Origin of the sequence: Flavobacterium yafengii (assembly GCF_030010375.1) — a bacterium.
Lineage (GTDB): Bacteria > Bacteroidota > Bacteroidia > Flavobacteriales > Flavobacteriaceae > Flavobacterium > Flavobacterium yafengii.
Window position 1 is genome coordinate 1,557,836 of sequence record NZ_JASCRY010000001.1, and the last position, 23,547, is coordinate 1,581,382.

Sequence of the window (23,547 nt, forward strand, 5' to 3'; positions counted from 1 at the left end):
CAAAGGTACATTAAATTTTAGACTTCATTAGATTCTTATATTTTTAGATTTCAGGTTTTTAAAATTAATCTAAAAATCGAAGGAGTCTAGCTCATCTAACTTAAAATTTTTCAAAAACCCCTAATCCAAATAATGCAAAGTCATATTTAACGGGATCAATCGGGTCGAATTCACGAAGTCTTAAATCTAATTCGGCTAATGCTTTTGCGTCATTTTGTTTTCTGGTCAGCAATCCTAGTTTTCGCGCTACATTACCGGAATGCACATCCAAAGGACAGGATAAAGAAGCTGGAGAAATACTTTTCCATATTCCTAAGTCGACACCTTTAGTGTCCTGGCGCACCATCCAGCGTAAATACATGTTTATTCGCTTGGCTGCAGAATTGTTCAGAGGGTCTGAAATGTGTTTTTGTGTTCTAATTTGATGGGGAATTTCGAAGAATGTCTTTTTGAATTCCGAGATGCTGTTTTGCATGGTTTTTAACTCTTGGTTTTTAGCATATACGGATTCTAATCCATTATGGTTTTCATAGATATTTTTTAGGCTTCTAATAAAACTTGCAAAATCCTGTCCGTTAAAAGTTCGATGAACAAAAGTTTCTAGTCGTTCCAAATCATTTTCGGAATGTGACATGACAAAATCATAAGGTGCATTTCCCATTAAATCCATCATTTTATGAGAATTTTTGATAATCATTTTGCGATTCCCCCAAGCGATTGTAGCACTCAGAAAACCAGCAATTTCGATATCTTCTTTTTGTGAAAATAAATGCGGAATTTGTACAGGATCACTTTCGATGAAGTCGAGTGTATTATATTGTATCACTTTTTCGTCGAGGAAAGATTTGAGTTCTGAAGAATTCATTTTTATTTAAAGTTTAATATTTAAAGTGGTTCGTCGTTTCAATGAACTTTAAACCTGAAACTTCAACCTTTTTTAGTTGCTAATCATTCCATCAACCATTATTAATTTTCTGTCGGCCATATTGGCTAAATCTTCATTGTGTGTTACAATCACGAAAGTTTGTCCCAACTCATCACGCAATTTAAAGAATAATTGATGTAAGTTTTCAGCCGAAGCAGTATCGAGATTTCCCGAAGGTTCATCGGCAAAAATGATGGCTGGTTTATTAATCAGCGCTCTGGCCACAGCCACACGTTGTTGTTCCCCGCCGGAAAGTTCATTGGGTTTATGATTCATTCTATGGGAAAGTCCAAGATAAGTCAGCAGTTTTTTTGCTTCAATCTCAGTTTCCGGTTTTGGTTTATTGGCAATGAAAGCGGGAATGCAAACATTCTCTAATGCAGTAAATTCAGGTAATAATTGATGAAATTGAAAAATAAAACCTAAATTTAGATTTCTGAATTTAGATAAGGTTTTGTCATTCATAGTCAGAATGTCTTCATTGTTGATGCGCAATTCAATTCCGTTTTCAACGGTTGGCTTGTCTAAAGTTCCAAGGATTTGCAAAAGAGTTGTTTTTCCGGCTCCCGAAGCACCAACGATAGAGACAATTTCTCCTTTTTGAATATGTAAATCGACTCCTTTCAACACATGTAGTTGATCGTAATATTTATGTAGATTTTTGGCTTGTATCATTTTGAAACTGTTTTGACAAAGAAACAAAGATTTTAATGATTATTAAATGCATCCCAATATATTTTGCTTTGACAAAATATAAACTTTAGTTAATATCGAATAATCAGTTCGTTTTAATGGATAAATTTGATTCTAAATCGGTAATGATGAAAAAAATAATTGGTATTTTTCTGGCACTATTGCCTTTTTCATTTTGTGCAAAAGAAAAGAATAGTATTGTGCCAAAAAGTAAAGAAACAAAAAATATGGAAATACAAAACGGATTGGAAGTTGCAACCTTTGCAGGAGGTTGTTTTTGGTGTACAGAAGCAGTTTTCTTAGAACTGGATGGAGTAAAAAAAGTTGTTTCAGGATATATTGGCGGCACTACTGTAAACCCAACGTACAAGGATATTTGTAATGGAGATACGGGTCATGCGGAAGCTATTGAAATTACTTTTGATCCTAAAGAAGTAAGTTTTGGAGAACTATTGGAAATATTTTTTGCCACACATGATCCGACTACGTTGAACCGTCAGGGAAATGATATTGGTACACAATATCGTAGTGAAATTTTTTATCACAATCCTACTCAAAAGCAACTCTCTGAAGATTATATCGCTTTAATGATCAGCGAGAATACATTTGGAAAACCAATTGTAACTAAAATCTCTGCAGTTTCTAAATTTTATGAAGCCGAAGATTATCATCAAAATTATTACAATCAAAACAAAACCCAAGGATATTGCAGTTATGTAATTACTCCAAAAATTGAGAAGCTGAAAAAAGTGTATCAAGACAAGCTGAAAAAATAATTGGCATCAGATTTGTACAATTTTCTGATAAATTGAAATAGTATGACAGAGCAAGTGCCCGTTAGTGCAGAAAACAATAAAACAAGGAATCTTATATTAGGAATTCTGTTTGATGCAATAGGATTAGTATCGTTTACGGTTCCATTGGTTGGCGAGTTTTCCGATGTGATTTGGGCGCCATTGGCGGGATTTTTAATGACTTGGATGTATAAAGGAACCATAGGACGAGTAGGAGGTGTGGTTACTTTTCTGGAAGAAATTTTACCTTTTTCGGATTTTATACCAACATTTACATTGACTTGGATTTATAATTATTGGATTAAAAACAAAAACGCCTCGTAATTGAGGCGTTTTTGTTATTCTGTAAAAAGAAATCCTAATCCCATACGTTTCAGCATCTTTTTTTCGAATGCCCAAAAGAATTTGAACTGCCCAAAAAGAAATCCAATTAGGACTAAAAGCACTTGGTATATAGGGAAAATTAAAATTAATCGCACTGGTGTAAACCAATATCCTAAATCTTCTTTTGTAATTCCCAACCAAAAACAAAATGGTTTTGACAACCATGCTGAAGCCGAACCAGTAATCGCAAAAACGATAAATATGATCATGAGTTGGAAATTTGTCTCAATTCCCCAACGTTGTTTTAGTTTATTCATTTTTATTTATAATGATTACAAATATAGTAACATTATCTGATGGGGACTAAACCAAAAAGTTTTTGTTTATAGGTATTTTGAAAATAAATCATGTAATTGTAGATCAAATAATTTACTTCGTAGCCATAATCAATATTTGGATCATAATTGATAGACATTTCATATAAATTTGGATCAAATCGCATAGGCTGTAAAACACGGCTATTCCACTCGCTGATGTAAAATTGGTTTTTGTTTTCTAAATAGCTTTGAGAATAATATCCTCTTGGGTATGCTCTTGAATTAAGCCACGTACTAAAACCGGGATCAATAATGATAACTTCATATTCTAGCTCGTCATTAGCAATTCGCACGGTATCGCCTTGAGTTGCAACAGTATTTTCAGTACTTGGAAAATTAGACTTTGAAGTGTTACAACTAAAAATAGAAACTAGAATAATTGCTAATAGATAAACACTATTTTTCATAATCAAAAAATTGAATATTAAATTTACAAAATTAAATGATTTGTTAGTAGCGTTTTAACATAAAAAATCACCTACAATGAGTAGGTGATTTTTTATAAATATTTTATTTTTATTATTTTCCAAAGAGTTTGCCAAGTATACTTCCAAGCCCGCCACCTTTTTTTGTTACGGCTGACATGGCATCACTGATATCTACTTTACCATCTGCATTTTGGTCCAAACCAAATTGACCTCCATATTTAGATATTGCCTCCATTATGCCAGAATTCTGGGTACTATCACCAGAAATAGCCGCTATCACATCAGAAATTTGAAAGCTGCTGTCATTAGGATCTTTAGCTTTATTGACTAACGAACCTAAAATTTGAGGAATTAAACTTCCTGCAACACCGGAGGCAGTTTCACTATTGAAGCCAAATTTTTCTCCCAAACTACCAGTAAGTTGTTCCGTTAATTTTTGAATTAGAGGATTAGAGGTGTTTTGTGCATTGTTTCCTTGAAATAATCCCGCAAGCTGATCTGCTCCGCCTTCTGAAACTATTTTTTGTAATCCAGAAAAAATAGAACTGCTGGCTTCAGTCATTACGGCTTCATTATGCTCGTTTGGAATTGCTTGGTTTTTAACAACTGATTCGACCCCAAACTGTTGTGCTAATTGTGTTAATTGTTCAAACATGGAAAATATTTTAAAATTAGAAATCAAATTTAATAAAAAAAGGGATTTATTAAACAAAGTTAATAAATCCCTTTTCATTTATTTAGTCTAAAATACTAGCCTAATATGCTAATGATTTGTGAAGCTAATTCAGTACCAATTCTGTCTTGAGCTTCTCCAGTTGCAGCCCCAATATGAGGAGTCAACGAGATTTTATGATTCATCAAAATAGTCATTTCAGGAGTTGGTTCGTTTTCAAAAACGTCTAATCCTGCGAATAATACTTTTCCGCTGTCTAGTGCTTTTACTAATGCAACTTCATCAATAACACCACCACGAGCACAGTTTACAATACCTACACCGTTTTTCATGATTGCCAATTCTTTCTCTCCAATGATGTAACCATCTTGAGCAGGAACGTGTAATGTGATGAAATCAGCTTCTTTGAATAAAGATTCCAATGATTGAGAAACGATAGTAGTTGTGATAGATTGCCCGTCAAAAAACTCCACTTTAATATCAACTTGTGGGATAAACATATCAGCAGCAATTACTTTCATGCCTAAACCTAGTGCCATTTTAGCAGTAGCCTGACCAATACGGCCAATTCCTACTACTCCAAGAGTTTTCCCTCTTAATTCAATTCCGTTTGCATAAGCTTTTTTCAAACCTTCAAAGTTTGTATCTCCTTCAAGAGGCATATTTCTATTAGAATCGTGTAAAAAACGAACACCAGAAAATAAGTGTGCAAAAACCAATTCTGCAACTGATTCTGATGAAGAAGCTGGAGTGTTTATTACGTGAATTCCTTTGCTTTTAGCATAATCCACATCAATATTATCCATTCCTACACCACCACGACCTATAATTTTTAATCCTGGACAAGCGTCAATGATATCCTTACGAACTTTAGTCGCACTACGTACCAAAACTACACTTACATTATTTTCGTTTACAAAATTAGCTACTTGTTCTTGAGCTACTTTTGTAGTTATAACTTCAAATCCACCTTTTTCTAAAGCTAGAATTCCACTTTTAGAAATTCCATCGTTGGCTAATACCTTCATTTATGTTTATTTGTTTATTCGTTATTTGTTTAATCGTATTTTGGATAAAAAATAACTGAATTATTAATTAATTTGATTGTTGATTTAAATAATTAAATCAACACGATATTGTTTTCTTGTTTTTTGGTTATTTCGATTAAACAAATAACCAAATTAACGATTAAACTTTTGACTCTAATTCTTTCATTACATCAACCAATACTTGAACACTTTCTAACGGAAGTGCGTTGTACATAGAAGCTCTGTAACCACCTACTGAACGATGTCCAGGTAATCCAGATATTCCTGCTGCTTTCCACATTGCATCAAATGTTGCAGCGTGTGCTTCATCATTCAATAAGAAAGTAGCATTCATGTTAGAACGATCTTCTACAGCTGCAGCTCCTTTAAATAATGGGTTTCTGTCTATTTCTCCATAAAGTAATGCTGCTTTAGCATTGTTTATTTTTTCAATAGAAGCAATTCCACCAAGGTTTTTCAACCATTGTAAAGTCAATAACGATGCGTAAACAGGGAAAACAGGTGGAGTATTATACATACTTTCTGCTTTGATATGTTTAGTATAATCCAACATGCTTGGGATTATTCTGCCATTTTTACCTAAAATTTCTTCTTTTACAACAACCAAAGTAGTTCCAGCTGGACCCATATTTTTTTGAGCTCCTGCATAAATCAAATCAAATTTAGAAAAATCCAATTCTCTTGAAAATATATCAGAACTCATATCACATACAATTGGCATATCAAGTGACGGGAATTCCTTCATTTGTGTACCAAAAATAGTGTTGTTACTTGTGCAATGGAAATAATCAGCATCTGCAGGGACAGTATATCCTTTTGGAATGTGATTGTAATTTTGTTCTTTTGATGAAGCTACAACAACTGTATCTCCAAAAAATTTTGCTTCTTTTATAGCGGCTGAAGCCCATGTTCCGGTATCAAGATAAGCCGCTTTTCCGCCTTCTTTCATTAAGTTATAAGGAACCATCAAAAATTCTAAACTTGCTCCGCCAGCAAGAAATAATGCTTGATATCCTTTGCCCTCAAGGCCTAAAAGTTCAATAACAATTGCTCTTGCTTCATCCATTACGGCAACGAAGTCTTTGCTTCTATGCGAAATTTCTAAAAGCGATAATCCAGAATCGTTAAAATTTAATATTGCTTGTGCTGATTTTTCAAAAACTTCTTGTGGTAAAATACAAGGTCCTGCGCTGTAGTTGTGTTTTTTCATGGTGTAGTTTAAGTCCAAAAAATTAAAGTGCAAATTTCGGCAATAGGAATTTAAAAGGCGTTAAATAATTCGAAATAATTAAACATATTTCAACTATGTTGTTAACAAAAACGAAATAGTATCGGTGTTATCTGCGTAATTCCACAATTTAGGTTTTTGGGTTTGCCCAAAGCCAATGCTGTTCTCTATAAGATTGTCACTTACAATGCACTGAATTTTATCGTTTTCTGATTGCAATCTAGTTTTCAAATCATTGATGTCATCATAAAACTCATAAAATATACTAGAAATGGGCGATGCATGGCTTTGATCTTCTTTTATTGTCAAAAAACCATTATCCAATAATTTGAAATTACTCATCAGGAAAACGGCTTTGTTGTAATCGTAATTGTTAGCGTATTTTTCATAATGAATAACGTGTTGGTATTCAAATATTGCTTCAAAAAAGGGAACAAAGGAATATCCTTTTGGTACAAAAAGTTTTGAAACATTGCGACAGCCCAATCCAAAATATCGGAATATGTCTTCCCCTAAAGCAGCTAGTTGCTCTTTAGTTTCCTTTCCATTCAAAACTGCAATTGAGTTTCTGCTTTTTCGAATGATAGAAGGTTTGTCTTTGAAATAATATTCAAAATAACGAGCAGTATTATTACTTCCTGTGGCTATTACAGCATCGAAATTTTCTAATTTTCCATCTACGAAAGTGATGTTATTGACTAATTTAGGGTCAACTGCTATGATGTATTTTGCTAAAAACGGCAACAAATGTTGGTCATTTGAGGATGTTTTCACCAATACATTATTTCCTGTAATTAAAACCGAAAGAAAGTCATGAAAACCCACTAACGGAATATTTCCGGCAAGAATTAAGGCGATGTTTTTAGGTTCTTTTATTTGAAAATTATAAGCCGAAAGCCATTGATTTAAGTTTTCTGCAGTTAATGCTTCTGCCCAAGATTGGATAGCAAAATAGACTTGTTCCGGCGTATACCATCCATTATGAGATTGAGATAATTTTATTAATTCTATAAAATCTTCAAAAAACAGATTGTTGTGCAAAACAGTCGGATTCTTAGAGGTATTATCTTCGGAAAATTGACTTAAGAATTTTCCTAATTCAACAAAAACACTTTTTTTTGTTTCTAATGTCATAATGTTTGCTTATGAATAGTTTTGATTGTAATTTTGCACAAAAATAAGCATAAATATGTCGAAAGTCAAAAGTCCTAATGTCAAAAGAATTTTGGCGTTTGACATTTGATACTAAGACTTTAAAACTATAGAAAAATGGCAATTATTATAACAGACGAATGTATCAACTGTGGTGCTTGTGAACCAGAGTGCCCAAATACAGCAATATACGAAGGAGCAGATGACTGGAGATATAAAGACGGAACAAAACTTAAAGGGAAAGTAATTTTGCCGGATGGTACCGAAGTTGATTCTGATGAAGCTCAAACTCCTATTTCTGACGAAGTGTATTACATTGTACCAGGAAAATGTACGGAATGTAAAGGTTTTCACGATGAGCCACAATGTGCTGCAGTATGTCCTGTAGACTGTTGTATTCCGGATGATAATCATGTAGAAAGCGAAGAAACGTTATTAAATAGACAAGCGTTTTTACATAACGAATAAAGATTAAATTTTAATCTAAAAAAAAATCCTGAGCTATTGTTCAGGATTTTTTTGTTGTATTCCGTAATAGATTATTTTTTGATAATTACAAAAGTTTCTACCGTTATCTTATCTGTTTTGTCATCATAGGATTCCAAAACTAAATTTCCATTAGCATCAAAGTAACCATAAGAAGTTTTGTTTTTTGAACTATAAATATAGTTGTTGTTTGATGTTTTTCTTAAAACAGCTGCTTTTTCAGCATTAGGTTGGTATATAGTATATCCACTTTCAGCTAATTTGACTTGGTATTTCTCTCCGTTTAAATCATAATATGCTGATCTGTCTACATCAACAATATTTGTAACTCCATTTGCGGTAATGCTAGTAATAGCCGTTACTTCAACCGGTGTTTCTTTTCTTTCTTTGTTTAAAGCATTAGATTCGGCGTCTTTTAATTCAATTTTTTGAATCTCTTTTACTTCTTGAGTTTTTATTGATTTTTTTTGGCCATCAGAACTTTTTACAGTAGTAACTGTCGTTTTAACTTCCGATTTAACATTTTTATTTTGAGCTTGAATATTTACTGAAAATAGAAAAGTAACCATTCCAAGAATTATAGTTTTCATAATATTTAATTTTGTGATTAATATGAAACAAATTTACAATCCTCTGGCGGAGTACTTGTTACGTAATTATGATAAAAGATTATATAATTTACATAAAGGGAGATAAAACTATGTTTTTATTTTTGTCTAGCAACAATTACAAAAGTGTCATAAGCATAGGTTTTTCGGTCAATTGTTCTAATGATTTCAAAGTCATTTAGATATAAAAACAATTGTATTTCATTTAAGGTAAAAATGCGAACTGTAGAAAAATCATCTGCAATTATTTCTTTTTCATCATTTTTCAAGGTATAATATTGTGCGGTCCACTCCAGCATAAAATTTTCTGATGAAGTTGTTTTCCAATTGCTGTTTCGATAATATTTTATTGAATCATATTCTGCTTCATGAATTATGATTTCATTCTCTTTGGTAAAAGGAATAAATCTATTGGCATCAATAAAATCAAAAATAAGAACTCCGTCTTTATTTAGGTTTTTATGAATAGATTCAAAAGTGTTGTTTATATCTTCATTTGTTATTAAATAACTGGTGGAGCGTCCGGTAATGAGGATGCAATCAACTGGTTTTTCAAGTTCAAAATCTCTCATGTCGCCATGTATGAAAGTGCCGTTTTTATTCCTCTCTTTGGCGATTGCAATCATGCTTTGACTATAATCCAGACCAATGTAATCTTGATTGTTTTCCTGGAATCGTTTGGCAAGATTTCCTGTACCACTGCCAATTTCAAGTATAGTTTTGCAATTTTTTTCTTGGATTAAACTATTATAAAAATGATACTCTTCATCATAATCAATAAAGGTTTGGTACATAGCATCAAAAATTGCCGCCATTTTTCCGTCATAAAGATTTGCCATGATATTTGTCTATAAAGAACTAAATTTAGGGAGAATAAATGAAATAAAAAAAGGGCTATCGAAAGATAGCCCTTTTAAATTATTCAAAACTTAATTAGAATTTATAGTTTAAAGATAAATTAAACATAGTCCCTAATTGGCTAAAGTGATATCCATCATACGTCATTTGAGAATAACGTTGGTTGAAAGTGATCAAATTAGATTGATTTTTTACTTGAGCAGGGTCATTTAAAATAGCTGTTCCAGCTGCATTTTCTGCTTTAAATTCCCATTCAGGAAGTATATTCAACAAGTTGTTTACATTCAATGCCAAAGTTAATTTGTCAGTAGCAGAGAAAGTAATCCCTAAATCTGTAACAATTTTAGGAGTAAATTCAGTTCTTAAATTAGAATCTAAACCAGCTTGTTTAAATGTAGATTTTCCAAAATAAGTGTTGTTAAGAGAAAAACCAAATTTTCCAACTTCGTAGTTTGCTCCTAAAATCCATTTTGTTTCTGGTCTAGAAGAAAACATTAATGCATCTAGTGTTGCACTAAAATTGTTGCTTTTTACTGGAGAGATTCTTTCATTTTGAAAAGTTACGTTTCCAGATAAATTGAATCCAAGTTTTCCAGTTCCTAATTGAATGTTGTTGTAATTAGCAACTACATCTAAACCTGAAGTTCTAGAGTCAAATGAGTTTTCAAACCAAGCAACATCTCCAAAACTAGTAGGTACAATATCTCCTAAAACAATTCTGTCTTCCACTTTAATGTTATAGTAATCTACTGTAAAATTAAAATTTTTCGTAGGTTTTGCTCCAATTCCAACAGTTATATTTGTTGATTTCTCAGCGTCTAAACGATCAATTCCTAATTGACGTGCTTGCGGAGAAACGTTATTTATAATTCCGCTTACTTGTATTCCTTCTCCAGGAACGAAAGAATATTGAGATTTTTGAGTGTAAATTTGGTGTAAAGTAGGAGCTCTGAATCCAGTAGATACAGATCCTCTTAATGTAACTTTATCATCTAAAAATTTATATCTAGAACTCAATTTCCATACGGTTGCTCCACCAAAATCGCTATAATCTTCATAACGAACAGTACCATTAATCAAGAAATCTTCTGTTACATCATAAGCAAGGTCAAAATACGCACCTAAATTATAACGGTTCCATTTTCCTGAATTTTCAGGTCTGTTACCGGCGAATGAATCAGCTCCAATTCCATCCCAAGAACCTTTGTCTCCTTCTGTTACTTCAAAAGTTTCTGTTCTGATTTCAGATCCAAAACCAATACTGATTTTATCTGATAATACTTTAGAGATGTCTAAATTCCCTACAACGTGATTGAAAGAAGTTCCTCCTGGTTTAAAAGAGATTTGACTATTCTCTAGGTAAACATTATTTCCATCAGCATCTTGAATGTCAGATCTGTTAAAAGAGTTGTCAACTGAATAAGTTTGTGTATTTCCACCTACAGTAATACTGGCGTCAGTATTCCAATCGTTTTTTGTTGATTTATATCCCAATGTAGCATTGTAATCATTTAAATCTCCTGTAAATGTTGGTACGTAACCTAAATAAGAAGCTGGTGTTCCGTCTCCAAAAAAGTCTTTTAGGAATGGGTAATCAGCTAAAGTTCTCCAATATGGAGTTCTGTAATTAGCAAATGAGTTTACTTTTTTGTAAACATAAGCAGCATTGTAATATAATAATGTTTCATCAGATAAACTAAATCCACCATTTACCAAGAATTTAGCAGCTGCAGTTTCTGGAGATCCATTTATATTTCCAGCATCTGGTTTTTTAGCAAGGAAGGCTTGAACATCTGATAGAGAAGCTCCAAAATCTCCTGCTTCACCAGCAGCATCTACTGTTCCCGGTCTGTTAGATAAATTTACTTTAGAAAAATCAACTGTATAATTTACAAATCCTTTATCTCCTACAGTAGAACCATTATTCATGCTTACTCCTAACATTTCACCATCACCTTCAGAAGTCATTCCGCTTCTTACAGTTACAGACCCACCGTTTGTATTCTTTTTCAAGATGATATTCATAACTCCAGCAATAGCATCAGAACCGTATTGAGCAGATGCGCCATCACGAAGTATCTCTACTCTTTCGATAGCATCAGTAGGAATTGCAGAAATATCTGCGCCTGTTTCACCACGTCCCGGAGACGTTTGTACATATAACAATGAACTTAAATTTTTACGTTTCCCGTTGATAAGGATTAAAGTTCTACTAGGTCCCATGTTTCTGATTTCATAAGGATCCAATAATGAAGTTGCATCATTTACTGGTGTTTGAACCGTGTTGAAAGATGGAATTTTGTACTGTAACGCTTTGTCAAATGAAGCTTGTCCAGTTGATGTCAAATCTTTTGAAGACAATACATCTATTGGAAGCGCGGATGTCGTGTTACTTCTCGGTGCCGTTCTGGTTCCCGTAACTACAACTTCGTCTAGATTCTGTCCGCCTTCTTCTGATAAAACCACATTTATTACTGCATCTGTAGCGGCTTTTTCTAATTTAGAAAACCCTACATAACTAAAAACTAAAGTAGCACCCTCTTTTACTTTAATCTTATACATACCGTCCATGTCAGTAGAAACACCATTCTGTGTCCCTTTTTCAACAATATTTACACCAGGCAAAGGGTTGCCGGTGTTGTCTTTTACAACGCCCGAGACTTCTTTTTGTGCAAAAAGAAACGAGACGTTTAATAGAAATAATAATAATGCAAATTTTTTCATAATAAGTTGTGTTTGGTTTTTGTTTGGTTTAAAATCGGTTGCAATATAATTTTTTTTTAACAAAAGATTAGCATATCGTTTAATTTTTTATAAAAAACATATCAGACCTGTTTAAACTACAATTTTTACTTAGTTTAAACATTTATAAAATCTTATATTTGCAAACTTTTAAAGTAAATGCTAAACTTTTAACTGGCAACGGTTATTGGTTAAGAAAAAGATCATAAACTCTCAATCGTTATGTTTTAGAGCAAAATTTAGATTGCGATACAATATTCCATTAAAAACAAATATTATCTACATATGAAAGCAGGAATTGTAGGATTACCAAATGTTGGAAAATCAACATTATTCAATTGTTTATCTAATGCCAAAGCGCAAAGTGCGAATTTTCCTTTTTGTACTATCGAACCTAATATAGGTGTTGTAAATGTTCCGGATTCCAGAATAGAAAAACTGGAAGAATTAGTAAAACCAGAGCGTGTGCAAATGGCAACTGTTGATATCGTTGATATTGCAGGATTAGTAAAAGGAGCTAGTAAAGGAGAAGGTTTAGGAAATCAGTTTCTAGGAAACATCAGAGAATGTAATGCAATTATTCACGTTTTACGTTGTTTTGATAATGATAATATAGTTCACGTTGACGGAAATGTAAACCCAATTCGTGACAAAGAAACAATTGATATTGAGTTGCAGTTGAAAGATTTAGAAAATGTTGAAAAACGTTTAGAAAAAGTAAAACGTGCCGCCAAAACTGGAAATAAAGAAGCAATCGTTGAAGAAGCGTTGTTGAACAGAATTAGAGAAACGTTACTTCAAGCGAAATCTGCTAGAACGATAACGCCACAAAACAATGACGAAGAAGTTCTGATGGAAGGTTTCCAATTGATTACTGCAAAACCAGTATTATACGTTTGTAACGTGGATGAAAATTCAGCAGTTAACGGAAACAAGTATGTAGATCAGGTTCGTGAATTGGTAAAAGACGAAGATGCTGAAGTTATCGTACTTTCTGTAGGTGCTGAGGCTGATATTACAGAATTAGAAAGCTACGAAGAACGTCAGGTTTTCTTAGAAGATATGGGTTTAAGTGAGCCAGGAGCATCAGTATTGATTCGTGCCGCTTACAAATTATTGAAACAACAAACTTATTTTACGGCAGGAGTTAAAGAAGTTCGTGCTTGGACTATAGATGTTGGTTCAACTGCACCACAAGCTGCAGGAGTTATTCACACTGATTTCGAAAAAGGATTTATCCGTGCCGAAGTTATTGCTTATGAAGATTTCGTTCATTACGGTTCAGAAGCTAAGTGTAAAGAAGCAGGGAAATTCAAAGTAGAAGGAAAAGAATATATTGTTAAAGATGGCGATGTAATGCATTTTAGATTTAACGTCTAAAAAAGTCATAAAGTCGAAAGTCATAAAGTCGAAAGTTAGCAATAACTTTCGACTTTTTTTATGTACCCAATTCCAGCTTTCCACATCAAGATTTTACCATCAATCTCTTTTTTCTAAGACAAAAAAAGAGCGACCAAAGGAAGCTCCTTTTTTGTCTTAGAAAAAAGAGATTGATGGTAAAAATGCTTTCCGTTTCATTCTGGGGTAAAATCGATTTTGGTGAGTACCAGATTTTATAGTTTTATATTCGTTTTCAAAATCTGTGAATCTGTGGCTAATTATTTTGCATCAGAGCCAATTTTCACTACTTTTAGTAAAAATAAAGTATCATGAAAATTATCGCTTTTGGCGCAAGCCCCAGTAAAAACTCTATCAATAAAAAATTAGCAATTTACGCAGCAAGTCTTTTCGAAAATGCCGAAGTGGAGGTTTTGGACTTGAATGATTTTCAAATGCCAATTTTTACTGTTGATATAGAAAAAGAAATCGGTCAGCATGAATTAGCAAAAGCATTTTTGGCTAAAATTGCCACCGCTGATATTCTGGTGGTTTCTATGGCTGAAAATAACGGAAATTATTCTGCAGCTTTCAAGAATATTTTTGATTGGTGCACTAGAATAAATGCTAAGGTTTTTCAGGAAAAACCAATGCTGTTGATGGCAACTTCTCCAGGAGCGAGAGGTGGTGGAAGCGTTTTGGGAATTGCGAAAAATGCTTTTCCTTTTTATGGAGGAAATATAAAAGCAACGTTCTCATTGCCTAGTTTTGATGCTAATTTTGATATTGTAAACGGTAAAATTTCCAATCCGGAATTTGATAATCAGTTGAAAGAAATTATCAAGAATTTTTAATTTTTTTCAATCCTTTAATTTTTCAATCTTTCAATAGAAAATGTCAATATCATTCTTGATAACTTTGATGGCTTGCTATTTTAAATTTTATCGAATTACACTACATTAGCACCAAATCCACAAATTTTACAATGTCCGAACAAAATCAATATACCGAAGATAATATTCGGTCGCTCGACTGGAAAGAACATATTCGCATGCGTCCCGGAATGTATATCGGGAAATTAGGTGATGGTTCTTCTCCGGATGATGGTATTTATATTCTTCTAAAAGAAGTGCTCGATAACTGTATCGATGAATTTGTGATGGGCGCCGGAAAAACAATCGAGGTAACGATCAAAGACAAAACGGTTACTGTTCGAGATTATGGTCGTGGAATTCCATTAGGGAAAGTGATCGATGTAGTTTCTAAAATGAATACGGGAGGGAAATACGATTCCTTGGCATTTAAGAAATCTGTTGGTTTGAATGGAGTAGGGACAAAAGCCGTGAATGCTTTGTCTAATTATTTCCGTGTAGAATCTGTTCGTGACGAAAAACAAAAAGCAGCTGAATTCTCGGCTGGAAACCTTGTTCTTGAAGAAGATGTAATTGATACCACTAAACGAAAAGGAACAAAAGTTACTTTTATTCCGGATGAAGCGATTTTCAAAAATTATAAATTCAGATATGAATATATAATCAAGATGCTTAAAAACTATTGTTACTTAAACAATGGTTTGACTATTATATTCAATGGTGAAAAATACTTTTCAGAGAATGGTCTGAAGGATTTATTAGAAGAAACGATTCACGCCGAGGATTTGGAATATCCAATCATTCACTTGAAAGGCGATGATATCGAGATTGCGTTAACACACAGCAAAACACAATATAGCGAAGAATACCATTCGTTTGTAAACGGACAAAATACCACACAAGGAGGGACACATTTAGCAGCCTACAGGGAAGCGATTGTGAAAACTATCAGGGAGTTTTATAATAAAAGTTTTGAAGCTTCGGATGTTCGAAAATCTATTGTTACAGCTGTTAGCATCAAAGTAATGGAGCCCGTTTTTGAGTCACAGACTAAAACCAAATTAGGTTCGACTGATATGGGTTCTGAACCGGGAATGCCATCAGTGCGTACTTTTGTAAATGATTTTGTAAAAACCAAATTAGATAATTATTTACACAAGAATCCTTCCACTGCAGATGCTTTACTTAGAAAGATTCTTCAAGCTGAGAGGGAGCGTAAAGAACTTTCGGGTATTAGAAAATTAGCAACAGATCGTGCCAAAAAAGCGAATTTGCACAACAAGAAATTAAGAGATTGCCGTGCGCATCTTCCAGACACTAAAAATCCTAAAAATCTGGAAAGTACCCTTTTTATTACTGAAGGAGATTCGGCTTCTGGATCTATTACAAAATCACGGGATGTAAATACACAAGCCGTTTTTAGTTTGCGTGGTAAGCCTTTGAATTCGTATGGAATGAGCAAGAAAATTGTTTATGAAAATGAAGAATTCAATTTATTGCAAGCGGCTTTGGATATTGAAGACGGACTAGAAAAATTGCGTTACAACAACATTGTAATTGCAACCGATGCCGATGTCGATGGAATGCACATTCGATTATTGTTGATTACTTTTTTCTTGCAGTTTTTTCCGGAGTTAATCAAAGAAGGACATTTATACATTTTGCAAACGCCTCTTTTCAGGGTTCGAAATAAAAAAGAAACGATTTACTGTTATTCTGATGAAGAGCGTAAAGCAGCGATAGAAAAACTAAAACCAAAACCAGAAATCACCCGATTCAAGGGATTGGGAGAGATTTCTCCAGATGAGTTCAAAAATTTTATTGGAGAAACCATTCGTTTAGATCCGATTATGATGGACAAAAATACTTCTATTGAGCAATTATTGTCTTTCTATATGGGGAAAAATACGCCAGACAGACAGGAATTTATCATCAAGAATTTGAAGGTCGAATTAGATGTAATTGAGAAAGTTTAAAGAGTTATAAAATGCCTACAAAAAGAACATTAATTTTTATCGCTTTACTATTTGTGATTAGTTTTTCAGCTACCTTTTTTATGATAAGGAGTAATGATCATAAAGAATGTGAGATAGTTATAAAGAAAGAGTTGGATAAAAATGGAATTGAGGTTACCAAGGAAGGGCATGTTTGTAAAGAAAAATATTCTTTTTAGCATTTTTAGTACAAAATTAGAATTGATTACTATTCAATAGAATACATTTAATGAAAGACGAAGAAGACGATAACACAATCCCAGAAGGTCAGGACGAAGAAAATAATTCAGAGGATCATTCTATTGATGAAAATCAAGAAGAGAATGATGCTGATGGAATTATTGAAGTAAACGCCAAATCTTTTGAAGGCCAGCATTTTTACGATAATCAAGAAGACGGAAACGATACCATTACCAAAGTTACGGGAATGTACAAGGACTGGTTTCTGGATTATGCTTCGTATGTAATTTTGGAACGTGCCGTTCCGGCGATTGAAGATGGTTTTAAACCGGTACAACGTCGTATCATGCATTCTTTGAAAGAATTAGATGATGGTCGTTACAATAAAGTGGCCAATGTTGTAGGACACACCATGCAGTATCATCCTCACGGAGATCAGAGTATTGGTGATGCGATGGTGCAAATTGGACAAAAAGAATTACTGATTGACTGTCAGGGAAACTGGGGAAATATCCTAACAGGTGATGGTGCTGCGGCTTCCCGTTACATTGAAGCGCGTTTGTCTAAATTTGCTTTGGAGGTTATTTATAGTCCAAAAATCACTGATTGGGGCATTTCTTACGATGGACGAAGAGCAGAACCGAACAATCTTCCGGTGAAGTTTCCGTTGCTTTTGGCACAAGGAGCCGAAGGTATTGCGGTAGGTCTTTCCACGAAAGTGTTGCCTCATAATTTTAATGAATTAATCGATTCTTCGATAAAAATATTAAAGGGGAAACCTTTTACACTGTATCCGGATTTTATGACGCAAGGTATTGCCGATGTGTCTAATTATAATGATGGATTGCGTGGCGGACGGGTTCGTGTTCGTGCCAAAATTGGTCAGCTTGACAAAAATACCTTGGTGATCACCCAAATTCCGTTTTCAACTAATACGACGACTTTGATTGACAGTATTTTGAAAGCGAATGATAAAGGGAAAATCAAAATCAAGAAAATTGAAGACAATACCGCTGCTGAGGTCGAAATATTAATTCACCTTTTTCCTGGTGTTTCTCCAGATAAAACTATTGATGCATTGTTTGCTTTCACGGCTTGTGAAACTTCGGTAGCGCCATTGGGTTGTGTGATTGAAGATAATAAACCGTTGTTTATTGGGGTTTCTGCGATGTTGAAAATTTCAACGAACAGAACAGTCCAATTGCTGAAAAGCGAACTCGAAATTCAGTTGAGCGAATTGGAGGAACAATGGCATTTTCTTTCTTTGGAACGTATTTTTATCGAAAATAAAATCTATCGAGACATTGAAGAAATGACGACTAGAGAAACGGTAATTAAGGCCGTTGATGATGGTTTGAAACCACACACGCAACACTTAAAACGCGCCGTTACCGAGGAAGATATTCTGCGTTTATTGGATATCCGAATCATGCGTATTTCTAAATTTGACAGTAACAAAGCACAGGACAAAATCGAATCGTTGGAAGGCGATATCGAACAAGTAAAACACAATTTAGAACATCTGATTGATTTTGCGATTGCCTATTTTACCAAATTAAAAGAGAAGTACGGAAAAGGACGTGAACGTCAAACGGAGCTTCGTATTTTTGATGATATCGAAGCAACCAAAGTTGTTTTAAGAAATACTAAATTATACGTAAATAAAGAAGAAGGATTTGTAGGTACGAGCCTGAAAAAAGACGAATACGTTACGGATTGTTCTGATATTGATGACGTAATTGTTTTTCTGCGTGATGGAAAAATGATGATTACCAAAGTGGATGCGAAAACCTTTGTGGGTAAAGATATTATTCACATTGCTATTTTTGACAAAAGTGATAAGCGCACCATTTACAATATGATTTACCGTGATGGAAAATCTGGGCCTTCTTACATCAAACGATTCAATGTTTCAGGAGTTACCAGAGATAAAGCATACGATTTAACCAATGAAACTGCAGGTTCTCAAGTAGTATATTTCTCTTGTAATCCAAATGGAGAAGCAGAAGTAATTACGATATTATTGCGTCAGGTGGGAAGTGTCAAAAAACTGAAATTCGATATTGATTTTGCCAGTTTAGCTATAAAAGGAAGAGCTTCCAAAGGAAATTTGGTTACCAAGTATCCAATCAAAAAAATAGAACTGAAGGAGAAAGGAATTTCTACTTTATTGCCTAGGAAAGTTTGGTTTGACGATACCGTTCAACGATTAAACGTTGATGCAAGAGGAGAATTATTAGGGGAGTTCAGGCCTAATGATAAAATTTTGGTCATATCGCAATCCGGAAAAATAAAAGTAATTACACCAGAATTATCGACTCATTTTGATGAAGATATGGTGGTTTTGGAGAAATGGATTCCTAAGAAACCAATTTCGGCGATTTATTATGATGGAGAAAAAGAACGTTGTTACATCAAACGTTTTTTAGTGGAAACAGAGAATAAAGAAGAAAGTTTTATCACGGAACATTCTAATTCACAATTAGAGATTGTATCAACGGATTATCGCCCTGTGGCTGAATTAATTTTCACAAAAGTAAAAGGAGTTCAAAAAGAGGCAATGACGGTAGATATAGAATCATTTATTTCGGTAAAAGGATTTAAGGCTTTAGGAAATCAATTGACAACCGATAAGTTGAAACAAGTAAACCTACTGGAACCTTTACCGTATGAAATTCCTGTTGAGGTTATTCCTGAGGATTTAGAAGTAAAAGGAGAAACAGATGCTGATGATTCTGATATTCAATTGGAAGATGACGGTCAGATTACTTTGTCTTTAGAATAATGAAAAGCTCCTGAACAGGGGCTTTTTTTATGCGTTTTCACCAATTTTTCTACGCTTATTTAAACAATTGTCTTAGGGTAATTTCTTTTCTCTCTCTCAATTTATTTAGAATTTTCAAAAAGGCAATTGCAGTAATATAAGCATCTCCCATTGCGGTATGCCTGTCTTTTTTTGAAATATCAAATTTATCGGCAAGCTCGTCTAAACTATAATTTTCTTTACGTTCCAATAAATTAGAAACCAATAACGTTTTTTTATACAAAACAGCCGTGTCTAAAGTCTTGTTTTTTAATTCTGGCAATCCGTTTCTTTCGAGTGCCTTATTAATCATGGTAATGTCAAATATGGTATGATGTGCAATGATGATAGAATCTCCTAAAAAATCTAAAAACTGTTGTAAGGCTTCTAATTCTGTGGGGCGGTCTATTACAAATTCTTTCAGAATTCCATGAATTTTTGCAGTTGCCTGATTGTAATGTTCTTGTTGAATAAAAACTTCAAAACTTCCATTAATAGGAATCGTATTGTTTTGAAGAACAATAGCGCCAATGCAAAGTATCCTGTCAGTTGTATAATCAAATCCGGTGGTTTCTGTGTCCAATACAACAAAACGTACCGCATCAATATCGTTTGATAGCTCCTCATCTGATGATTTTTCGGATTTCCCCAATAAATCAAATAAAATAGTTTTACTTTTTTCTATAAAATTTATCATCATAATATATTTGAAGGATTAAATCGGATGGTAATGACTTCTTGGAGTTCCTTAATGGTTTTGAATGTTCGCTTTAGCTTAATTTTTTCTAATTTAGATAACGCTTCGAGAGCAATAAACTGTCCGGAATCATTATGCAAAAGTCCTTGTTTTGTTCTGAATTTTAATAATGCTTTATACGAATACGAACAAGCTAAATACAATTCTTTATTGTTGGGTTCTAATTCTGCCAATTTTTCAAAACGTTCGGGAGTATTGCTGATTGATTTTACGGAATGAGATAGAATTAAAACCCTTGCAGCATCTGTTAGTGGCATTAAAGCGCGTCTTTTTATATCGAAAAAATCTTTGTGGGCGCCATCTTGTTCTACTAAAAATTGTCTAAAGAACCCTGTTGGAGAAGGACTTTGTAGCGCGCCACTTACCAAGTGAATATAAAAAACAGGATTTGCTTTTATGTTTTCAAAAATAAATTCAGAAAGCTTGTTTACCAGTTCGCTGTCTCCGTAAGACAGGCTGTAATCAAAAAATATAAAGGACAACAAGACTTCATTTTTCCCGGGGTTCGTAATCCAATGATAAACCAGACTTTCCCATTCGCCAAGACTTAAGCACCACTTTGGGTTAGAAGCCATCATTTCTGCCGGACAGTATTCATAGCCAATTTCAAAAAGTCCTTTGTTGACATGTGTGGCGAATTCTAAAAAATAGTTTTTGGTCTTTTCTTTTAATTCTTCGGGTACATCCTCATAGACTAAAGCATTGTCTTGGTCAGTATGCAGTAACTGTTCACTTCTTCCTTGACTTCCCAACGCCAACCATCCAAATTTTACTGGAGGAGGCGTTTTCATTTTCTTCAAGGCGATTTCAATAACTTGCTTGATACAGGCATCATTTAATTCTGTAATTATTTTAGAAGTCAGTGTCATCGGAATATTTTGGTCTAAATATCCTTGCAACAATTGCATTATACTGGCGCGTATTGGTTTTATCTGTTTGGCTTTTTTAGCTCTTTTTACTGCTTTTATCAATACTGCTGGATTATTGCCAAGTTCTACCATAACATCATGTTTGGATAGAATTCCAACAGCTTTGGAGTTTGGCGTGCCATCTTTCGTAAGGCATAAATGGCTGATATTGCTTTTCATCATGGCCATTTGAGCTTGAGTAACCGTCATTTTCTTTGGATACGTAATAACAGGAGTTGTCATTATTGTTACCGCAGTTGTTGTGATGGGAAATTCTCCAGTCACAATTTTGTTCCTTAAATCTTTATCTGTAATGATGCCAATGGGGAGCGAATCTTCGACTACAAGAATTGCACCCACATTTTTTTTGGTCATGGTCTCCGCAATATTTTTTACAATAGTGTTTGAATAACAGGTGATTAGTTTTTTAGAATATTTTACAGGTTGTAAGTCTAATAATTTTCTACCCGTGTCCAGACCTTCCAGATCTATTGTTTCGCCATATAGTTTTCCGCTGTGACTTTTGGAATAAGGATTGTGCGTATTAGAAGCAAAGCTTTCGATTAAAAAATTTCCCACAGCCCTGTTTTCTAATGCATAAGGTTTGAAAATTGCGATTGGAATCGCATAAAGAATACTTTCTTCATGGGTTCTGGCTTCCATTTTATAGTTTTCATTGGCTATAAGTGGTCTCAACCCAAAAATATCTCCTTCATCACACATATCCAAAATATCGTTCTCCAGATTTGTTCTAAGTGCCACTGCTCCTTTATGTACAACATAAAAACAAGAGTGTGTTTCTTCGTTTTCGGCAAAGATAACACTGTCCTTTTCTCTATAAATAATGGAGATTTGTTCAGAAATCACTTCGATGTCTTTTTGATTTAAAAAGGAAAAAGGAGGGAAGTTTTTTAAAAAGTCAGCAACTCTATGGGAGATAGTATTTTTCATGGTGCTTATTTGTGTCTAAGGTAATTTATAAAAAATAAAATAAAAAGAAAAAAGACCAAATTTGGGTCTTTTTAGCGTTTCCCTATTTAAGGAGGAATATATTTTCAGAATAAAAAAAAAGCTCCCGAAAAGGAGCCTTCTTTATCAAAAAATAGTTTGATTATTTATTTTTCTTCATTTTCATATTCAGCACTTCAACTAATAATGAGAAAGATATGGCAAAATACAAGTATCCTTTTGGTACTGGAGTAACGTGATTTCCAAAGATTAAAGCATTCGATAAATGCGCACTTTCGGTAAGTAGCATCATTCCAATTAATATCAAGAAAGATAATCCAAGTATTTGAATAGAAGGATGTTTGTTGACAAAATTTCCAACAGGAACAGCAAATTGCATCATAATTAATACGGAAATAACTACTGCAGTTATCATAATATACAAAGCACCTTCAACTCCGTTTGTCATACCTACCGCGGTAAGAATACTATCGAAAGAGAAAACTAAATCAATCATGATAATTTGAAAAAGCACGTTCTGGAAGGATTTTGTGGCAGCTTTTCCTATTTCTTTTTCTTCATGACCTTTCTCGTCTACTTTTTCACGAATTTCATTGGTACTCTTATAAATCAAGAATAATCCTCCGCCTAGTAAAATAAGACTTTGACCAGTAATTCCTGCTGAAAACCAACTGAAATCTATATGAAACCACGGTTCTTTCATTTGAATCAATAAGTTGATACCAAACAAAAGCGCAATTCTCATGAACATGGCAAGGAACATTCCTATTTTTGTAGCTCTCTTACGTTGTTCAGGAGGTAATTTTCCTGTAGCAATTGATATGAAAATAATGTTGTCGATTCCTAATACAATTTCCAAAAAAGTCAATGTTAAAAGGGCAATCCAAGCATCCGGATTTAAAAATACTTCCATGTTTGTTTCGTTATTATTTGTAATTATTTTGATTTTATATGCTTAATCGGAAATCTTAGTAACGGTTCCTCTTTGTTTTTCATCCACACCAACCATTCCAAATTCAAAGGTATAGGAATTTTTTGTGGTTGTCAAAATTTTCATACCAATAGCCTTTTCCTCAGCCATATTTTTTGGATGCAATTTCAGCAATACATATTCACAATCGTTTACCCATCGTATCGAAGCGGTATCAGTCTTTCCTTCAAAAGTTTCTATTTCGATACTGTCATTACGCTCAAAAATAGCCGTTTTCTTTACGCCGTCAACTTCATATTCAAACTTGAATTTTCCAGTTTTAAAATCCTTACAATTGCGCTCCGCATCATAGCAAGAGATTAGTAGCAATAGTGGGAGGAGTAATAATATTTTTTTCATCTCAGTATATTTATTTTTTA

23 protein-coding genes are annotated in these 23,547 nt (G+C 33.7%); 8 read left to right on the forward strand and 15 right to left on the reverse strand.

Annotation, left to right across the window (positions count from 1 at the left end; translation table 11 throughout):
* Window positions 1-100: 100 nt before the first annotated feature.
* Both QLS97_RS06745 and QLS97_RS06750 read right to left on the reverse strand, forming a co-directional pair.
* A complete protein-coding gene (locus tag QLS97_RS06745) occupies window positions 101-865 on the reverse strand; it encodes a TIGR02757 family protein (RefSeq protein ID WP_282715236.1) in 765 nt (254 codons plus the stop codon).
* A 72-nt stretch (window positions 866-937) separates the two neighbouring features.
* Window positions 938-1,600: an ABC transporter ATP-binding protein gene (locus tag QLS97_RS06750; protein WP_282715238.1), complete on the reverse strand. Its 663-nt coding sequence runs from the start codon at window positions 1,598-1,600 to the stop codon at window positions 938-940.
* A gap of 245 nt (window positions 1,601-1,845) precedes the next feature.
* Between QLS97_RS06750 and msrA the strand changes: the two genes are divergently transcribed.
* Window positions 1,846-2,394 (forward strand): peptide-methionine (S)-S-oxide reductase MsrA, encoded by a 549-nt coding sequence (msrA, locus tag QLS97_RS06755; protein WP_282715560.1) that lies wholly within the window; start codon window positions 1,846-1,848, stop codon window positions 2,392-2,394.
* A 42-nt stretch (window positions 2,395-2,436) separates the two neighbouring features.
* On the forward strand, window positions 2,437-2,736 hold the full coding sequence (locus QLS97_RS06760; protein WP_282715240.1) for a hypothetical protein: 300 nt from the start codon (window positions 2,437-2,439) through the stop codon (window positions 2,734-2,736).
* A 14-nt stretch (window positions 2,737-2,750) separates the two neighbouring features.
* On the opposite strand, the gene QLS97_RS06765 is transcribed toward QLS97_RS06760, so the two are convergent.
* The 6 genes from QLS97_RS06765 to QLS97_RS06790 form a co-directional block, all read right to left on the reverse strand.
* Window positions 2,751-3,053, reverse strand: a complete 303-nt coding sequence (locus QLS97_RS06765; protein WP_282715241.1) for a DUF6787 family protein — start codon at window positions 3,051-3,053, stop codon at window positions 2,751-2,753.
* A 32-nt stretch (window positions 3,054-3,085) separates the two neighbouring features.
* Entirely contained in the window at window positions 3,086-3,520 is a 435-nt protein-coding gene (locus QLS97_RS06770; protein WP_282715243.1) for a DUF6146 family protein, read from the reverse strand.
* 112 nt (window positions 3,521-3,632) lie between these two features.
* Window positions 3,633-4,196: a DUF937 domain-containing protein gene (locus tag QLS97_RS06775; protein ID WP_282715244.1), complete on the reverse strand. Its 564-nt coding sequence runs from the start codon at window positions 4,194-4,196 to the stop codon at window positions 3,633-3,635.
* 95 nt (window positions 4,197-4,291) lie between these two features.
* Window positions 4,292-5,242, reverse strand: a complete 951-nt coding sequence (locus QLS97_RS06780) for a D-2-hydroxyacid dehydrogenase (RefSeq protein ID WP_282715246.1) — start codon at window positions 5,240-5,242, stop codon at window positions 4,292-4,294.
* A 160-nt stretch (window positions 5,243-5,402) separates the two neighbouring features.
* Complete coding sequence (serC, locus tag QLS97_RS06785; RefSeq protein WP_282715248.1) at window positions 5,403-6,473, reverse strand: 3-phosphoserine/phosphohydroxythreonine transaminase; 1,071 nt, start codon at window positions 6,471-6,473, stop codon at window positions 5,403-5,405.
* A 93-nt stretch (window positions 6,474-6,566) separates the two neighbouring features.
* Entirely contained in the window at window positions 6,567-7,625 is a 1,059-nt protein-coding gene (locus QLS97_RS06790; RefSeq protein WP_282715250.1) for an acyl-CoA reductase, read from the reverse strand.
* A 135-nt stretch (window positions 7,626-7,760) separates the two neighbouring features.
* Here QLS97_RS06790 and QLS97_RS06795 point away from each other — a divergent pair, with 135 nt between their 5' ends.
* Window positions 7,761-8,111 carry a 4Fe-4S dicluster domain-containing protein gene (locus tag QLS97_RS06795; RefSeq protein WP_073207893.1) on the forward strand — a complete coding sequence of 117 codons (351 nt, stop codon included), beginning with the start codon at window positions 7,761-7,763 and terminating at the stop codon, window positions 8,109-8,111.
* A gap of 71 nt (window positions 8,112-8,182) precedes the next feature.
* Here QLS97_RS06795 and QLS97_RS06800 read toward each other — a convergent pair whose 3' ends face one another.
* The 3 genes from QLS97_RS06800 to QLS97_RS06810 all read right to left on the reverse strand — a co-directional run bounded on the left by QLS97_RS06800 (window position 8,183) and on the right by QLS97_RS06810 (window position 12,319).
* The gene (locus QLS97_RS06800; protein WP_282715252.1) at window positions 8,183-8,719 is read right to left on the reverse strand and encodes a hypothetical protein; all 537 of its coding nucleotides are present in this window, start codon (window positions 8,717-8,719) and stop codon (window positions 8,183-8,185) included.
* Window positions 8,720-8,835: 116 nt separating this feature from the next.
* Window positions 8,836-9,576, reverse strand: a complete 741-nt coding sequence (locus QLS97_RS06805) for a class I SAM-dependent DNA methyltransferase (RefSeq protein ID WP_282715253.1) — start codon at window positions 9,574-9,576, stop codon at window positions 8,836-8,838.
* A 94-nt stretch (window positions 9,577-9,670) separates the two neighbouring features.
* On the reverse strand, window positions 9,671-12,319 hold the full coding sequence (locus tag QLS97_RS06810) for a TonB-dependent receptor (protein WP_282715255.1): 2,649 nt from the start codon (window positions 12,317-12,319) through the stop codon (window positions 9,671-9,673).
* Window positions 12,320-12,622: 303 nt separating this feature from the next.
* Between QLS97_RS06810 and ychF the strand changes: the two genes are divergently transcribed.
* The 5 genes from ychF (at window position 12,623) to QLS97_RS06835 (ending at window position 19,545) form a co-directional block, all read left to right on the forward strand.
* Window positions 12,623-13,717, forward strand: a complete 1,095-nt coding sequence (gene ychF, locus QLS97_RS06815; RefSeq protein ID WP_131994568.1) for a redox-regulated ATPase YchF — start codon at window positions 12,623-12,625, stop codon at window positions 13,715-13,717.
* Between the two features lie 329 nt (window positions 13,718-14,046).
* Window positions 14,047-14,568, forward strand: a complete 522-nt coding sequence (locus QLS97_RS06820) for an NADPH-dependent FMN reductase (protein ID WP_282715257.1) — start codon at window positions 14,047-14,049, stop codon at window positions 14,566-14,568.
* 131 nt (window positions 14,569-14,699) lie between these two features.
* Window positions 14,700-16,562, forward strand: coding sequence for a DNA topoisomerase IV subunit B (locus QLS97_RS06825; RefSeq protein WP_282715259.1), 1,863 nt, complete (start codon window positions 14,700-14,702; stop codon window positions 16,560-16,562).
* A gap of 11 nt (window positions 16,563-16,573) precedes the next feature.
* Window positions 16,574-16,759 (forward strand): hypothetical protein, encoded by a 186-nt coding sequence (locus tag QLS97_RS06830; RefSeq protein ID WP_282715260.1) that lies wholly within the window; start codon window positions 16,574-16,576, stop codon window positions 16,757-16,759.
* A 50-nt stretch (window positions 16,760-16,809) separates the two neighbouring features.
* Window positions 16,810-19,545 (forward strand): DNA gyrase/topoisomerase IV subunit A, encoded by a 2,736-nt coding sequence (locus tag QLS97_RS06835; RefSeq protein ID WP_282715262.1) that lies wholly within the window; start codon window positions 16,810-16,812, stop codon window positions 19,543-19,545.
* A gap of 55 nt (window positions 19,546-19,600) precedes the next feature.
* Here QLS97_RS06835 and QLS97_RS06840 read toward each other — a convergent pair whose 3' ends face one another.
* From QLS97_RS06840 to QLS97_RS06855, 4 genes are all read right to left on the reverse strand, one after another.
* Window positions 19,601-20,260, reverse strand: coding sequence for a 3'-5' exonuclease (locus tag QLS97_RS06840; RefSeq protein ID WP_282715264.1), 660 nt, complete (start codon window positions 20,258-20,260; stop codon window positions 19,601-19,603).
* Entirely contained in the window at window positions 20,260-22,179 is a 1,920-nt protein-coding gene (locus QLS97_RS06845; RefSeq protein WP_282715266.1) for a DUF294 nucleotidyltransferase-like domain-containing protein, read from the reverse strand. Before QLS97_RS06845 ends, QLS97_RS06840 begins: the two co-directional genes overlap by 1 nt.
* Before the next feature lie 160 nt (window positions 22,180-22,339).
* Complete coding sequence (locus tag QLS97_RS06850; protein WP_282715268.1) at window positions 22,340-23,110, reverse strand: TerC family protein; 771 nt, start codon at window positions 23,108-23,110, stop codon at window positions 22,340-22,342.
* Between the two features lie 42 nt (window positions 23,111-23,152).
* Window positions 23,153-23,527: a DNA topoisomerase IV gene (locus QLS97_RS06855; RefSeq protein WP_282715269.1), complete on the reverse strand. Its 375-nt coding sequence runs from the start codon at window positions 23,525-23,527 to the stop codon at window positions 23,153-23,155.
* Window positions 23,528-23,547 lie beyond the last annotated feature (20 nt).